The 14,243-nt window shown below is 71.9% G+C and carries 12 protein-coding genes; 7 read left to right on the top strand and 5 right to left on the bottom strand.

Going from position 1 to position 14,243, the window contains the following annotated elements; genetic code table 11:
• Nucleotides 1–52: 52 nt before the first annotated feature.
• From HW837_RS26155 to HW837_RS26165, 3 genes are all read right to left on the bottom strand, one after another.
• Nucleotides 53–1,063 carry an LLM class F420-dependent oxidoreductase gene (locus HW837_RS26155; RefSeq protein ID WP_193380007.1) on the bottom strand — a complete coding sequence of 337 codons (1,011 nt, stop codon included), beginning with the start codon at nucleotides 1,061–1,063 and terminating at the stop codon, nucleotides 53–55.
• A 122-nt stretch (nucleotides 1,064–1,185) separates the two neighbouring features.
• On the bottom strand, nucleotides 1,186–2,025 hold the full coding sequence (locus tag HW837_RS26160) for a DUF5336 domain-containing protein (protein ID WP_177261776.1): 840 nt from the start codon (nucleotides 2,023–2,025) through the stop codon (nucleotides 1,186–1,188).
• Between the two features lie 436 nt (nucleotides 2,026–2,461).
• Nucleotides 2,462–3,460, bottom strand: coding sequence for an N-acetylmuramoyl-L-alanine amidase (locus tag HW837_RS26165; RefSeq protein ID WP_045557989.1), 999 nt, complete (start codon nucleotides 3,458–3,460; stop codon nucleotides 2,462–2,464).
• A 226-nt stretch (nucleotides 3,461–3,686) separates the two neighbouring features.
• Between HW837_RS26165 and HW837_RS26170 the strand changes: the two genes are divergently transcribed.
• Entirely contained in the window at nucleotides 3,687–4,406 is a 720-nt protein-coding gene (locus HW837_RS26170) for a hypothetical protein (RefSeq protein WP_045557990.1), read from the top strand.
• A gap of 151 nt (nucleotides 4,407–4,557) precedes the next feature.
• Nucleotides 4,558–6,717: a restriction endonuclease gene (locus tag HW837_RS26175; protein ID WP_177261777.1), complete on the top strand. Its 2,160-nt coding sequence runs from the start codon at nucleotides 4,558–4,560 to the stop codon at nucleotides 6,715–6,717.
• A gap of 19 nt (nucleotides 6,718–6,736) precedes the next feature.
• On the opposite strand, the gene HW837_RS26180 is transcribed toward HW837_RS26175, so the two are convergent.
• Nucleotides 6,737–7,414 carry a class I SAM-dependent methyltransferase gene (locus HW837_RS26180; protein WP_107073717.1) on the bottom strand — a complete coding sequence of 226 codons (678 nt, stop codon included), beginning with the start codon at nucleotides 7,412–7,414 and terminating at the stop codon, nucleotides 6,737–6,739.
• Nucleotides 7,415–7,623: 209 nt separating this feature from the next.
• Entirely contained in the window at nucleotides 7,624–9,132 is a 1,509-nt protein-coding gene (locus HW837_RS26185; RefSeq protein WP_193380006.1) for an MFS transporter, read from the bottom strand.
• Nucleotides 9,133–9,348: 216 nt separating this feature from the next.
• On the opposite strand from HW837_RS26185, the gene HW837_RS26190 reads away from it, so the two are divergent.
• From HW837_RS26190 to HW837_RS26210, 5 genes are all read left to right on the top strand, one after another.
• A complete protein-coding gene (locus tag HW837_RS26190) occupies nucleotides 9,349–9,897 on the top strand; it encodes a SigE family RNA polymerase sigma factor (protein ID WP_045557993.1) in 549 nt (182 codons plus the stop codon).
• A gap of 32 nt (nucleotides 9,898–9,929) precedes the next feature.
• Complete coding sequence (locus tag HW837_RS26195; RefSeq protein WP_313895585.1) at nucleotides 9,930–10,979, top strand: hypothetical protein; 1,050 nt, start codon at nucleotides 9,930–9,932, stop codon at nucleotides 10,977–10,979.
• A gap of 235 nt (nucleotides 10,980–11,214) precedes the next feature.
• Nucleotides 11,215–12,075, top strand: a complete 861-nt coding sequence (locus HW837_RS26200) for a MaoC/PaaZ C-terminal domain-containing protein (protein WP_045557994.1) — start codon at nucleotides 11,215–11,217, stop codon at nucleotides 12,073–12,075.
• A gap of 45 nt (nucleotides 12,076–12,120) precedes the next feature.
• Nucleotides 12,121–13,197 (top strand): Zn-dependent alcohol dehydrogenase, encoded by a 1,077-nt coding sequence (locus HW837_RS26205; RefSeq protein ID WP_045557995.1) that lies wholly within the window; start codon nucleotides 12,121–12,123, stop codon nucleotides 13,195–13,197.
• A 65-nt stretch (nucleotides 13,198–13,262) separates the two neighbouring features.
• Complete coding sequence (locus HW837_RS26210) at nucleotides 13,263–14,234, top strand: 3-oxoacyl-ACP reductase (RefSeq protein ID WP_093789263.1); 972 nt, start codon at nucleotides 13,263–13,265, stop codon at nucleotides 14,232–14,234.
• Nucleotides 14,235–14,243 lie beyond the last annotated feature (9 nt).

Raw genomic sequence — 14,243 nt, forward strand, 5'->3', positions numbered from 1 at the left:
CAGGCCAAACCTCGCCCGCCTCCACGAGCCCCCCTCGACGCCTCACCTACGCCTAGGAGTTGAGCTCCGCCAGCACCCGCAGCGTGTGCGGATCCGGGGCCAGCACCAGCAGGTCCGTCACCGGCCCCTTCCGCCATGCCTCCAGCCGCTCCGCGATCCGTTCGCGCGGCCCGACCAGCGAGATCTCGTCGGCGAAGGCGTCCGGCACCGTCAGCACGGCCTCCTCGCGCCGCCCGTCGAGGAAGAGCCGCTGGATGTGCCGGGCCTCCTCCTCGTACCCCATGCGGGCCATGAGATCGGCGTGGAAGTTGCGCCGGGCGTGCCCCATCCCGCCGATGTAGAAGCCGAGCATGGCCTTCACGGGCAACAGCCCCTCGGCGACGTCGTCGCAGACCTTCGCCCGTGCCATGGGCGCGATGAGGAAGCCGTCGGGCATGTCGGTCAGCGAGGCCTCGTAGACATCGGTCCGCGAGGGCGACCAGTACAACGGCAGCCAGCCGTCCGCGATCCGGGCCGTCTGCGCGATGTTCTTCGGCCCCTCCGCGCCGAGCAGGACGGGGAGATCCGCCCGCAGCGGGTGGGTGATGGGCTTCAGCGCCTTCCCGATGCCGGTGGCGTCCGGGCCGTCGTAGGGGAGGGGGTGATAGTGCCCGTCGAGCTCAACGGGCCCTTCCCGCCTGAGGACTTGGCGTACGACGTCGACGTACTCCCTGGTCGCGGTCAGCGGCGACTTCGGGAACGGCCGCCCGTACCAGCCCTCGACGACCTGCGGTCCGGAGAGCCCGAGCCCGAGCAGGGCGCGCCCGCCGGAGAGATGGTCCAGGGTCAGCGCGTGCATCGCGGTGGTGGTGGGCGACCGGGCCGCCATCTGCGCGACCGCCGTGCCCAGCTTGATCCTGGAGGTGTGCGCCGCGATCCAGGTGAGCGGTGTGAACGCGTCCGAGCCCCAGGACTCGGCGGTCCACACCGAGTCGTAGCCGAGCCGCTCCGCCTCCTGGACGAGCGGGACATGGTCCGCCGACGGGCCGCGCCCCCAGTAACCGAGTGCCAGACCGAGCCGCATGTGCCTGCCTCCTGACGATCCGTCAGTTACATGTGCGGGGAGGCGACTGTACGACAGCGGCCCCCCGCCCGGAAGAGCGAGGGGCCGCTGTACGGCTGTACGACTGTCTGGCGAGGTGTGGCTCAGCCGCGCTGGATGCCGCTGGTGTCCTGGAGGACACCGCGACGGCCGTCCTGCGTCTGGGCGACCAGGTTGGGACCGCGCTGCTCGACCGCCAGGTACCAGGTGCCCGGCGCCAGTTCGGCGATCGCCGACTGCGAACCGTCCTCCGCGAACAGCGGACGGGCCACGGGCACCGCGAACCAGAACGGCGAGAAGTCTCCGGCCGGCGGCTGCGGCGCCGCCGCCTGCTGCTGCGGAGCACCACCGAACGGCGCCCCCGGACCCGGCTGCCCGGGCTGACCCGGCTGCGGCTGACCCGCACCGAACGGACCCGGCGCACCGGCGCCCGGGTAGCCGTAACCACCGGGCGGCTGGGCCCCGTACGGCTGCGGCGCGGCAGGCCGCGGAGCACCGACGAGAGCGGCCTTGAGGGCGGGGACGAGGGGGGTGGCGATGGCGGCGGCGGCCAGCAGCAGCGCGGCGATGAGGCCGAGGATGAGACCGGCGCCGGAGTCGGGCTCCGAGCCGCCGAAGGTGCCGAACAGCTCCTCCATCGCTCCGAACGGGTCGATGATCGACCAGAACGAGGTCCACGCGGCGAAGATGGTCAGCGCCACCCCGAGCTGGCCGACGTCCAGGCCGATCACCTTGGGCGGCTGCGGCAGCGCACGGGCGATGACGATCAGCACCGCACCGATGATGCCGGCGACGTACACGCTCATCACCAAGCCGAGGTTGTCCCAGGCATTGGGGATGTCGTCGCCGGAGCCGTCGAACGTGTCGAGGAACGACGCGATGAACAGCAATACCGCTGCTCCGATCACGACGCCGTCGCCTCTGGTGAGGGAGCGGATATTCACTTCAGGTCCTTCGTCAGTCGTCTCGTCATCGGTGGAGGCGTCGCCGTCACCATGTCGCCGTCAGGCCGTGGTGGGAAGCGCGGGGGTGGCCCCTCATCGTAGGGACGACCTTATCGTCCGACCGACGTGGGTGTCCGCCGGGATCACCGCGGTGATCACGACCCGCCCCCTACCCGCGCAGAAAACTCACGAATCCCTCAGAGGTTCCCCTGCCCGCTTCCTGGCCGCCGGGCACCGCTGGTCAGCGGAGCCTCGTCATGGATATCGCGTATCCCCGCGCACCCGACGAACTCGGAGGGAACCGTTGACAGATTGAGACCGCGCGCACGTCATTCCGTGGCACTGCGGCTTTGTGTCCGGAGTTCGAAGTCCCGAGCGGGAAGTCCCGAGTCCGCAGTCCCGAAGTCCCGTGTGTTTCCCCGAAAGGGAAAGTTGTTCAATTTTTCAGGAAGCTCGTGATGCCGTCGGAGATTCCCCGGGCCGCCTTCTGGCGCCAGGTGCCGCTGGTGAGCAGGGACGCGTCCTTGCTGTCGCGCATGTTGCCGCACTCGATGAACACCTTCGGGACGGTGGAGAGGTTGAGGCCGCCGAGGTCGGTGCGGGTGACGAGGCCGGTGCCGTCGCCGACGTAGTTGGAGGGGGCGCTGCCGGTGGCGCGGACGAAGTAGCCGGCGATGCGCTCGCCGAGATCGCGGGACGGGGCGACGATGGGCCGGGTGTCCGCGGCGCCCTCGTGCACCGAGCCCGGCAGGATGACGTGGAAGCCGCGGTTGCCGGACCCCGAACCGTCCGCGTGGATCGACACCACCGCGTCCGCCTCCGCCTCGTTGCCGATCCGCGCCCGCTCGTCGATGCAGGGTCCCCAGGCGCGGTCGTCGTCCTGGGTGAACTTCACGGTGGCGCCCTCCTGTTGGAGCAGCGTGCGCAGCCGGCGGGAGACGTCCAGCGTGAACTCGGCTTCGAGATAACCGTCGTTGGTGGTCGTCCCCGTCGTGTCGCACTCCTTCGCGTGCGTCCCGATGTCCACCTTGCGGTTGATCTCGGCGGTGTGCTGGAAGTTGCCGGGGTTGTGGCCCGGGTCGATGACGACGACCTTGCCCTTCAGCGGCCCGGTGGCGGCCGGCGCGGAGGCGGCACCCGAGGGGCTCGCCTTCTCCCCGTCGCGGCCCTCCTTGTCGCCGCCACCGCCGCCGGCCTCGCCCTTGCCGGCGTCCGTGGTCGTGTCCCCGCTCGCCGGGGGTGTGGTCGCCGACCGCGTCTGCGGCACCTTCGCGCTGTCCGACCCGCCGCCGCCCCCGGAATCCCCGGCGACCTGCCAGACCCCCCACCCGGCCACCGCCCCCACCACGACCGCGGCCACCGCCACGGTCAGCGGACGGCGCAGGGCGGAACGGCGGGGCTGGGGCGGATCGAAGTCCGGGCCTACGTACGACACGCCTGCCACCTTACGGGTCGGGCGGCCCACCGGCGGGACGCCCCTGCCACGGGCTGGACGGTGCACTGGCGGGACGCTCCCGCCACGGGCCGGGGCGGTGCACCGGCGGGACGTCCCCGCCACGGGTCGGATGAGCGGCGCACCGGCCGGACGCCCATGCCGAGCGGCACGCCCGCGCTGCGGCGCCGACTGGACCCGTCGCCCGTCGGCAGGTCAGAGTACGAGGATGATCGAGGTGGTGATCGCGGTCCTCGGGGCCGTGGTGGGGGCTGCGGCGCTCGTCGTGAGTATCGCCGGACACCGTCACAACGTCCGTCAGGCCGGCCGGCTGGCCGAGCGGGAGCGTCGTGTCGAGGACCGCGAACGCGAGGCGGACCAGCGGGAGAAGCTGATCCAGTCGTCGATGCTGCACGTCACCATGGACAGCAGGCCCTCGGTGCTCGCGGACGGGTACGCGCGATGGCGCCTCGAAGCGGTCAACACCAGCAACCAGCCGCTCGTCCAGGTCGCCGTCCACTACGACGACGTACGCCTCGACGGCCGCGAGATCCTGGCGGCCGGCGGCCGGCTCTCCGTCGACCTGCCGATGACCTCCGCCACCGGCTCGCCGCCCTCACCCCTGCTCTGCTCCGTCGAGTTCACCGACTCCTCCGGCAGCCGCTGGCGCCGCCTGGCCACCGGCCGGCTCCAGCCGTGGGCGTCCGGTACCGGCGACGAGACGGACTGGCAGCCGCCCGTCGCGCCGATCGTCGGGCCCCTGCCGGTCCCCCTGCTCAGCGGCCGACCCGCGGGCCTTCCCCCCGAGGGCGCCCACTCGCCGCGCCAGGCCACCCCGCCGCCCGCGCCGCCCCGTCCCCTCTCGACTCCGGCGTACCGAGCGGCGGTCGTCGCGGTGATCGTGATCGTGGTGGCGGCCGCCTACCTGCTCGTCCGGTACATGGGTTAGCCGACGGGGAGCCGTTTCCGTTCCCGCTGCGCGGCGCCGGGGACCGGTAGGCGTGCGCGCCGTCGCGGGATAAAGTCGTGCGATTACGTCCGGTTGTGTGGGGGCGGGGCCTCGCGGGCGGTCGGGGCCCCGGTGGGAGGGCCTGTAGCGCATGAGTCGTCGCTCCAGCGGGTTGGCCGGGATCTGGGCCGAGGCACAACGCCAGCAGCAGCGTCAGTCGGAGGAGCGGGCCAGGCAACAGCGCGAGTACGAGCGACAACAGCGCGCGTACCAGCGGGAGGTGGCCCGCAGCCAACGCGAGCAGCAGGCGGCGTACCGGCAGCAGCGCGAGGCCGAGGCACGACGGCGTACGGAGGAACTGGACGCCCGGGTACGGGCGTTGGAGTGCCTGTTGGCCGAGGGCTGCCGCGCCCCGGCGTTCCGGGCCGCCTCCCTCACCCGTTCCGAGCGCCTGGAGCCGTTCTCGCCGGGGCCGCTCGGCCGACCTGTACCCATGCCGGACCCCAACCACTATCAGGCGCAGGGCGGTTGGGGCGCCCAGCGGCGCGCCCAGGCCGAGGCGCGCGCCCGGTTCGAGCACGACTGGCACGCCGCGCAGGCCGCCGAGGCCCAGCGGCAGGAGCAACTGGCCCGGTACCAGCGGCAGTACGAGCAGTGGGCGGAGGAACAGCGGTCGGAGATCCGGCGGCACAACGCCGGACTCGCCCAGATGGCGACCGCACTGCGCGACGGTGACCCCGAAGCCGCCGTCGACTACTTCTCCGCCGCCCTCTACGCCTCGTCCGCCTGGCCCGAGGGCTTTCCCCGCGGTGTCCGCGCCGCCTACGACCCGGCGGCACGGCAACTGGTCCTGGACTGGGAGCTGCCCAGGTACGACGTCGTCCCCGAGGCGAAGAACGTCGTCTACATGCCGAGCGTCGACCAGGACAAGGAGCGCCCGCGCCCGGTCACCCAGCGGCGGGCCCTCTACCGCGACGTCCTCGCCCAGTGCACCCTCCTGGTGCTCCACGAGCTGTTCGCCGCCGACGAGTTCGGCGCGCTGGAGTCGGTCGTCCTGAACGGTTTCGTGGACGACCACGATCCGGTGACCGGACGCCGCGCCGAGCTGTTCCTGGCGACCGTCACGGTGCCCCGCCCCGTCTTCGCCGCACTGCACCTGGCGCAGGTGAGCGCCGTCGACTGCCTGACGGACGGCCTGCGGGGCCAGTTGTCGGCCCGACCGGACCAGCGCACCCCCGTCCGCCCCGGACGCCGGCCCGACGACGTGGGCGACGGTGTCGTCACCCACGGCGGCGAGGAGGAGCCCGACCTCCTGGAGATGGACCCCCTCGCCTTCGAGTCGCTCGTCGCGGAGCTGTTCCGGGCCATGGGCATGCAGGCCGTCACCACCCAGCGCTCGGGCGACGGCGGGGTGGACGTCGACGCCCTGGACCCGACACCGATCCGCGGCGGCAAGATAGTGGTCCAGGTCAAGCGCTACCGGAACACCGTCCCGCCGAGCGCCGTCCGTGACCTCTACGGCACGGTCCAGGACGCCGGCGCCAACAAGGGCGTCCTGGTGACGACGTCCAAGTTCGGCCCCGGCTCGCACACCTTCGCCAACGGCAAACCGCTGGAGCTGATCTCGGGCCGCGAACTCGTCGACCTGCTCCATCGGCACGGGCTGCGGGGGCGCCTGGGCACCGGCGAGCGCCCCGCGCCGGTGTCGCCGACCGATCCGACGGTGGTGCTGCCCACGCTGCCCGCCCAGCGGACCTTGGTGGACATGACGGCGGTGACGGCCCCGGACCCGGCCCCGGACCCGGCGCCTTCGTCCGCGGGCCACGAGGACTACAGCGTGCTCGGCATGTACTGGACGGGCGGCGTCGCGCTGGACGTCTGCGCCCTCGTCTGCCACGGCAACCGGGTCCTCAGCGACGACCACTTCGTGTTCTACAACAACCTCCGCACCCCCGACGGCACGGTCCGCGCCGTCCCGCCGACGGCGCCCGACAAGGCCGCGATCCGGGTCTCCTTCGACGCGCTGCCGGCGGAGGCCGACCGTCTCGTGCTGGTGGCCGCGATCGACCCGGCCGCGAACCCCGACGCCGACCTCTCCGGCTTCACCGACGCCGGGATCCGCCTGCTGGACCCCTCCCGCGCCGAACAGGGCCGCCTGGACGTCTCCGACGGCCGCCCCGCCGAAACGGCCCTCACCCTCGGCTCCTTCCGCCGCCGCCCCAACGGCGACTGGGACTTCGTGGTCGGAGGGAAGGGGTACGCGGGGGGCCTGGAGGAACTGGTCCAGGACTACGGCATAGAGGTGGCGTAGCCGGGCCCCGCCCTGTGCTTCAGATACCTGTGTCCGTCCGACGCAGCACCCGGAGGGAGTCCGTGGCCGAGACCTCCGTGAAGGCGCCGGAGGCCAGTGCGCGGAGGTAGACGCGGTACGGGGCCTGGCCGGTGAACTCGTCCTCGGGGTCGGGGAAGACGTCGTGGATGACGAGGAGCCCGCCCGGGGCGATGTGCGGGGCCCAGCCCTCGTAGTCGGCGGTGGCGTGCTCGTCGGTGTGACCGCCGTCGATGAAGACGAAGGCCAGAGGGGTGCCCCAGAAGGCGGCGACCTGCGGGGAACGGCCGACGATCGCGACGACGTGGTCCTCCAGACCCGCGCGGTGGAGGGTGCGGCGGAAGGTGGGGAGCGTGTCCATGCGGCCCACCTCGGGGTCGACGGTGGACTCGTCGTGGTACTCCCAGCCGGGCTGCTGCTCCTCGCTGCCCCGGTGGTGGTCGACCGTGATCGCCGTGACCCCCGCCTCCCGGGCGGCGTCGGCCAGCAGGATCGTCGACCGACCGCAGTACGTCCCCACTTCCAGCAACGGCAGCCCCAGACGCCCGGCCTCGACCGCCGCCGCGTACAGCGCCAGCCCCTCTCCGAGCGGCATGAACCCCTTGGCCCCCTCGAAGGCCTCGACAATCTCCGGCTTGGGCGCCGGCACGGCCGGGTTCGAGGTGGCTGCCGCGGACATGGGTCCTCCGTGTAGTCGTACAGGTGCTCGGCCGTAGGCCGTCCGGGGCGCCCATGCTGCCATGCGCGGTATTCGAGGGTTGGGCGCCCCTGAAAGGCCTCCGGCCTTTCGGCCTGAAAGAAGCCGGGGCGCAGCCCCGCTTTTTTCAGGGGCGCGGGGAACTGCGCGACCAGCCCCCACCGGACCCGCAGACGCCATCGCCACGGCCCCTAACGGGAGGCAAGGACGACCTGCCCCTCCCCGGAGACCGCGTCGGACCCACCGGCCCCACCATCACCGCTCGCACGAAGCGTCAGCGTCGGGCGCCGGCTCGGCAGGAACAGGGCCAGCAGAAGGCCGACGGCCACCGCGGCCGTGGCGATGAGGAACGAGACGCGGAACCCGTGCATGGTCGGGATCGCGACTCCACCGACCTCGTTCGCCGTGTTCGCCAGCACCATGCCGACGACGGCGCTGGACACCGACGTACCGATGGACCGCATGAGTGTGTTGAGACCGTTGGCCGCCCCCGTCTCGGACGGATCGACCGCACCGATGATCAGCGCCGGGAGCGAGGAGTAGGCGAGGCCGATACCCGCGCCCAGCACCACCGACACCACCACGGTCTGCCACGCCGCGCTCATCAGGCCGAGCCCGGCCCCGTACCCGATCGCGATGATCAGCAGGCCCAGGATGAGCGTGCTCTTCGGCCCGTACTTGGCGGAGATCCGGGCGTAGAGCGGCGCGGTGAACATCATCGTCAGGCCCAGTGGAGCCACGCACAGACCCGCGACGATCATCGACTGTCCGAGGCCGTAACCGGTGGCGGTGGGCAGTTGGAGGAGCTGCGGGAGGACGAGGGAGACGACGTAGAAGGAGACCCCGACCATGATCGAGGCGAGGTTGGTGAGCAGGACCTCGCGGCGGGCGGTGGTCCGCAGATCCACCAGCGGCGCGGCGATACGCAGCTCCAGCAGACCCCAGAGCAGCAGGACCACGGCCGACGCGGCGAAGAGCCCGAGCGTGGTCGCGGAGGTCCAGCCCCAGTCACTGCCCTTGGTGATCGGCAGGAGGAAGAGGACGAGGCCGAAGGAGAGACCGACCGCGCCGAGGTGGTCGAAGGTGCCCTCCGCGCGCGTCTTCGTCTCCGGAACGGCGACGAGGGTGAGCACGATGGCGAGCACCCCGAGGCCGGCGGCGCCGAAGAAGAGGACGTGCCAGTCGGTGTTCTGCGCGACCGCGGCGGCCATCGGCAGCGCGAGTCCGCCGCCGACACCGATGGACGAGCTCATGAGGGCCATGGCGGAGCCGAGCCGCTCGCGCGGCAGCTCGTCGCGCATCAGCCCGATGCCCAGCGGGATCGCGCCCATGGCGAAGCCCTGCAACGCGCGGCCGACGATCATCGGAACGAGCGCACTGGTGAAACCGCTGATCAGCGCGCCGACCACCATCACGGCCAGGCTGGCGAGCAGCATGCGGCGCTTGCCGTAGAGGTCGCCGAGTCGGCCCATGATCGGCGTGGACACGGCGCCGGCGAGGAGGGTCGAGGTCAGTACCCAGGTCGCGTTGCCGGCCGAGGTGTCCAGCAGCTGGGGGAGGTCCTTGATCACCGGGACCAGCAGGGTCTGCATCACCGCGACCACGATCCCCGCGAAGGCCAGCACCGGGACGATCGCTCCGCCGGCTCGCGGGGTGCGCCTTTCGAGGGTCGGCGGTGACGGTGTGTGCTGCTGAGTCATGGAGCGGGGCCTCCTGGCCGGATGAAGGTATGTGCCGTCTGAACCTCGTGCGCCTGGGCAACTATTCCGTTGTTTCGGGTGACTAACGAAAGCTTGACTTGCTCATGGAGAAGTGACGGGGCGTCAGGGCGGATCGCGGGGCCCCGGAATCTTCTCGCGGGTCGAGGCAACGAATTCGAGCCCTCATGGACTGTTAAAAGCATCTAGGAGGTGCTCATGGGGGATCGGAAGCAGGCCAGGGATGCTCGGGACGAAGGGTTCCAGAGCTTCCTCGTCGGCCGCTGGCCTCGGCTGATGCGGACGGCGTTCCTGCTCACGGGGGAGCAGCACGCCGCGGAGGACCTGGTCCAGACGACGCTGGAGCAGGTGTACGTGGCCTGGCGCCGCGTCGGCTCCACGGACGACCCGGACACCTACGTCCGGCGCGTGATGATCAACGCCCACGCGCGGAGGCACCGCAGACGACTCAAGGAGTTCCTGGCACCCCGGAGCGACACGGACCTCGTGCCGGAGCTCCCCGACGGCGATGACCGCATGGCCCAGGCCGACGACCGTGGCGCCCTGCTGACAGCCCTGTCGCAGCTCCCGCCACGCCAGCGCGAAGCCGTCGTCCTTCGGTACTGGGAAGACCTCAGCGAGAGCCAGACGGCCGAGGCGATGGGCTGTTCCGTGGGGACGGTGAAGAGCAACGCGTCGAAGGGGTTGGCGAAGCTCCGGGCCATACCGGGACTGATCGAGATGGCGACACAGGGGAGCCGGACGTGAGGGGCGCGGGAGATGCGAGGGATACGAGGGACGTGAGAGGTGTGGGACGCAGCGGCGGCGCGGGCGGCACGGACCGTTGGTCGGACGGGAAGGCGAAGCAGCAGATGAAGCACGGCGACGAAACGCATGGTGACGGCATGGGCGGCGGCAGCGTGCGCGATGACGATCTGGACGGCGGCAGCATGCGCGATCACGACCTGGACGGCGACCTCACGCGCCGCGACCGTACCCGCCGCGACCGCACTCACGGCGACCTCACCGCCCACGACCTGACCTACGCCACTCCCGTCGAGAGAGACATCGCCCTGCTCCTCGCGGACGCGGCCCGTGAGGTCGAGGTCGGCATGGCTCCCTATCAGGCGGTCGTACGGGGTGGCAGGCGCCGCAGAGCCCGTCGCTGGGCGGTGGCCGCCGCGGCGGCCGTGGTGATCGCGGGCACCACGGGCACGCTCGCGCTGGCCGGGGCGCCGGGCGGGGGTGACGGCGGGGGACGCGTGGTGCCGGCGGCGACTCCGGCGACCCCCGAGGCCCGCAGGATGCACGAACCCTGGCGGAGCACACTGGCCGAGGGGCGGGACCAGGGCACGGTCTGGCGGGTGGCGATAGACGTCTGGGAGGCGCCGAGAGGCAGGGGGGAGGCCGCCCGGCAGCTCGCCGCCGCGGGCCTCTTCGGGGACGTGCCGACGGGCGTGGACGGTGCCGCCGACCTCGTGGGCAAGAGCTGGCACTTCGTACATCTGACCGTGGGCGAGAACAGGACGGTCACGGTGCTCGACGGTGAGGCGGACCCCTTCTCCGGCACGGACCTGGAGGTGTTCGCGACAGTCCTGCCCACCGGCGACGAGGGCGCAGGCGACGCCTCGAAGCGCCTGGTCGTCGGCCAGGTCGCCCCCACCGCCCAGGAAGTGCGCGTCACCTGGTCCGACGGCACCTCGGTCGACGTGCGGCGGAACAGGGACGACGGCTGGCACGCGGACCTGCGCAACCCCCGCATGGTCCACCCGAAGGGCGCCCTGGCGAGCTGGTTCGTGGCGCTGGCGCCGGAGGGGGCCGGGTACGAGTCGGCGAAGGTGACCGGATGAGCCTGAGACGGCCCCGGCTCTCACCTGTCCCTCCCTCCTCACCGGATCTGACGTACTGTCAGGAGCCTTCACATGTGCACGAGGCTGGGCTATACAGAGGGTCGCCGGACTGGAACGCGTTCTAGGTGGGCGGGTTCCGGGTCGGCCGTGACGACCTCGGTGCGGCCGCTGGTGCGGACGGTCGTACCGAGGTTCCTCAGCCCACGCCACCCGCCCCGGACCGCCCAGGAGCCCCATGCCCATCGACGCAGCCAAGGCGCTAGCGGCAGACCCCCGTTCCGCTGAGATCGCGTGGACCCGGAAGGACGTCCTGCTCTACCACCTCGGTATCGGCGCGGGCACCCCCGCGACCGACCCCGACGAACTGCGCTACACGCTGGAGTCGCGGCTGCACGTCCTGCCGAGCTTCGCGACCGTCGCGGGCGCCGGGTCACCGGATGTGATCGGCGGACTGAACGCACCCGGTGTCGACGTCGACCTCGCCAAGGTCCTGCACGGCGGCCAGCGCGTCGAGCTCCACCGGCCGATCCCGGTCGAGGGGCGCGCGACGGCGACCTCACGCGTGGCGGCGGTGTACGACAAGGGGAAGGCGGCCGTCCTCGTGATGCGGACCGAGGTCGCCGACGCCGAGGGCCCGCTGTGGGTCAACGAGGCGCAGATCTTCGTACGGGGAGAGGGCGGCTGGGGCGGGGAGCGCGGCCCGTCCGCCCGGCAGGAACCACCGACGACCCCGCCCGACAAGGAGGTGGAGCGGACCGTCCGCGAGGACCAGGCACTGCTGTACCGCCTCTCCGGCGACTGGAACCCGCTGCACGCCGACCCGGAGTTCGCGGGACGCGCCGGGTTCGACCGGCCGATCCTGCACGGGCTGTGCACGTACGGGATGACGTTGAAGGCCGTGGTGGACACGGTCCTCGGCGGGGACGTCGGCCGGGTCCGCTCGTACGGGACACGGTTCGCGGGCGTCGTCTTCCCGGGCGAGACCCTCCGTATCCGGATGTGGCGGGCGGACGACCACACGGTGCGGGTGACGGTGACCGCCATCGACCGGGACGACGCCCCGGTGCTCGCGGACACGCTCGTCGCCCACGCATGAGCAGCGAATCAGCGGATCACAGGTACTCCTGAGGGGAGCTGCACCATGCGCGCAGCCGTACTGCACGAGATCGGCCAGGACAAGCTGGACGTGCTCGACGACGTCGAGGCGGTGGGCTTCGGGCCGGGCAGGGTGAGGATCCGGGTGCGGGCCACCGGGCTGTGCCACTCGGACCTGTCCGCCATGGCCGGGGTGCTGCCGCAGCCCGGACCGTTCGTCCCCGGGCACGAGGGCGCCGGCGAGATAGTCGAAGTCGGGGAAGGCGTGAGCCACTTGAAGCCCGGCGACCGCGTCGTCGTGTGCTGGCTCCCGGCCTGCGGCACCTGCCCCGCCTGCAAGCGCGGCCAGACGCAGCTCTGCCTCGCCGGATTCCTCAACGCCGGCACACCCAACTTCAAACGGCCCGCCGGGGACGTCTTCGGCTTCGCGGGCACGGGTACGTTCGCCGAGGAGGTCGTCGTCGACGCGGGCTGTGCCGTGCCGATACCGGACGACGTGCCCTTCGACATCGCCGCCCTCATCGGCTGCGGCGTCACCACCGGACTCGGCGCCGCCCTCAACACCGCCGATGTGGAGGCCGGTTCGTCGGTCGCGGTCATCGGCTGCGGCGGGGTCGGCATCTCGGCCATCCAGGGGGCCCGGCTCAAGGGCGCCGCCGAGATCGTCGCAGTCGACCCGGTGGTCTCACGACGCGAGGCGGCGCTCAAGTTCGGTGCCACCAGGGCGATCTCGCCGGAGGAGCTGGCCGACGCCAAGCAGTCCGTCACCGGCGGGGAGGGATTCGACTACGTCTTCGAGGTCGTCGGACGCTCGACCACCGCCCGCACCGCCTACGAGGCCACCCGGCGCGGCGGCACCCTCGTCGTGGTCGGCGCGGGCGCGCTGGACGACTTCCTCCAACTCAGCATGTTCGAGCTGTTCTTCGACGAGAAGCGGATCCTGCCCTCCATGTACGGAGGAGGAGACGTCCTGCGCTCCTACGAGCGGGCCATCGCCCTCTGGCGCGCCGGCCGTATCGACCTGGCGGGGCTGATCACCCACCGGGTGCCGCTCACCGACATCAACGAGGCGCTGGACCAGATGCGGACGGGCGTGGCGCTCCGCACCTGCATCGAGATCTGACCTGTGACTCCATGACTCGTGACTCCGGCTCGCGAGTGAAGCGGCTTCGGCGGAAGGACTCGGCAGTGGCATTGCCTCTTGAAGGACTGTCCGCGATCGTCACCGGCGCGGGGCGGGGGCTCGGCCGGGCCGAGGCGCTGGAACTGGCCCGGCTGGGCGCGGCCGTCGTGGTCAACGACTACGGGCGGCCGGGTCGGGACGGTTCCGGTGAGGTGTCCACCGGTCCCGCCGAGGAGGTCGCGGCGTCGATCCGCGCGGCCGGCGGTCAGGCGGTGGCGCACACCGGGGACGTCTCCGACCACGAACAGGCCCGGGAACTGGTCACGTTGGCGGTCGCCCGGTTCGGCAAGCTCGACATCCTCGTCAACAACGCGGGCATCCTGCGCGACCGGATGGTCTTCTCCATGTCCGAGGAGGAGTGGGACTCGGTCGTCCGGGTACACCTCAAGGGCCACTTCAACACGATCCGCTTCGCCTCCGCCCACTGGCGGGCCCGGGCGAAGTCGGGCGAGGGCGGGCCGGTGTACGGGCGGGTGGTGAACACCTCCTCCGAGGCCTTCCTCGCCGGGTCCGCGGGTCAGCCCAACTACGCCGCCGCGAAGGGCGGGATCGTCGGGCTGACCACCTCCACGGCCCTCGCCCTCGCCAAGTACGGCGTCACCGCCAACGTCATCTGCCCGCGCGCCCGCACCCGGATGACCGAGGACGTGTTCGCGGGTCTGCCGGGCGCGCCCGACGGCACCGATGCCGGCCTCGACCCCCTCGCCCCTGAGCATGTCGCCCCCCTCGTGGGGTATCTCGCCTCGCCCGCCGCGGCACGGGTGAACGGTCAGCTCTTCGTCGTCCACGGCGGCATGGTGGCGATCGTCGAACGCCCGCGTGTCCAGGCCAAGTTCGACACCAAGCAGGACGCCTTCACGTACGACGAGCTGGACGGCCTGCTCACGCCGTACTACGTCGACCGGCCGGAGGGGGAGACGTTCGCGGCGGCAGAGGTGCTGGGCCTGCGGCACGGGCAGGGGGCAGAGGCCGGGTAGGGGGCGTAG

The sequence above is a fragment of the Streptomyces caniscabiei genome (assembly GCF_014930365.1).
Classification (GTDB): domain Bacteria; phylum Actinomycetota; class Actinomycetes; order Streptomycetales; family Streptomycetaceae; genus Streptomyces; species Streptomyces caniscabiei.

What these genes read in the sequence shown, in the direction of transcription:
- HW837_RS26180 (WP_107073717.1), bottom strand. Translation starts at nt 7,414, where the DNA reads ATGTCCGCGGCAGCCACCTCGAACCCGGCCGTGCCGGCGCCCAAGCCG.
- HW837_RS26155 (WP_193380007.1), bottom strand. Translation starts at nt 1,063, where the DNA reads ATGCGGCTCGGTCTGGCACTCGGTTACTGGGGGCGCGGCCCGTCGGCG.
- HW837_RS26190 (WP_045557993.1), top strand. Translation starts at nt 9,349, where the DNA reads ATGGGGGATCGGAAGCAGGCCAGGGATGCTCGGGACGAAGGGTTCCAG.
- HW837_RS26170 (WP_045557990.1), top strand. Translation starts at nt 3,687, where the DNA reads ATGATCGAGGTGGTGATCGCGGTCCTCGGGGCCGTGGTGGGGGCTGCG.
- HW837_RS26175 (WP_177261777.1), top strand. Translation starts at nt 4,558, where the DNA reads ATGAGTCGTCGCTCCAGCGGGTTGGCCGGGATCTGGGCCGAGGCACAA.
- HW837_RS26200 (WP_045557994.1), top strand. Translation starts at nt 11,215, where the DNA reads ATGCCCATCGACGCAGCCAAGGCGCTAGCGGCAGACCCCCGTTCCGCT.
- HW837_RS26205 (WP_045557995.1), top strand. Translation starts at nt 12,121, where the DNA reads ATGCGCGCAGCCGTACTGCACGAGATCGGCCAGGACAAGCTGGACGTG.
- HW837_RS26185 (WP_193380006.1), bottom strand. Translation starts at nt 9,132, where the DNA reads ATGACTCAGCAGCACACACCGTCACCGCCGACCCTCGAAAGGCGCACC.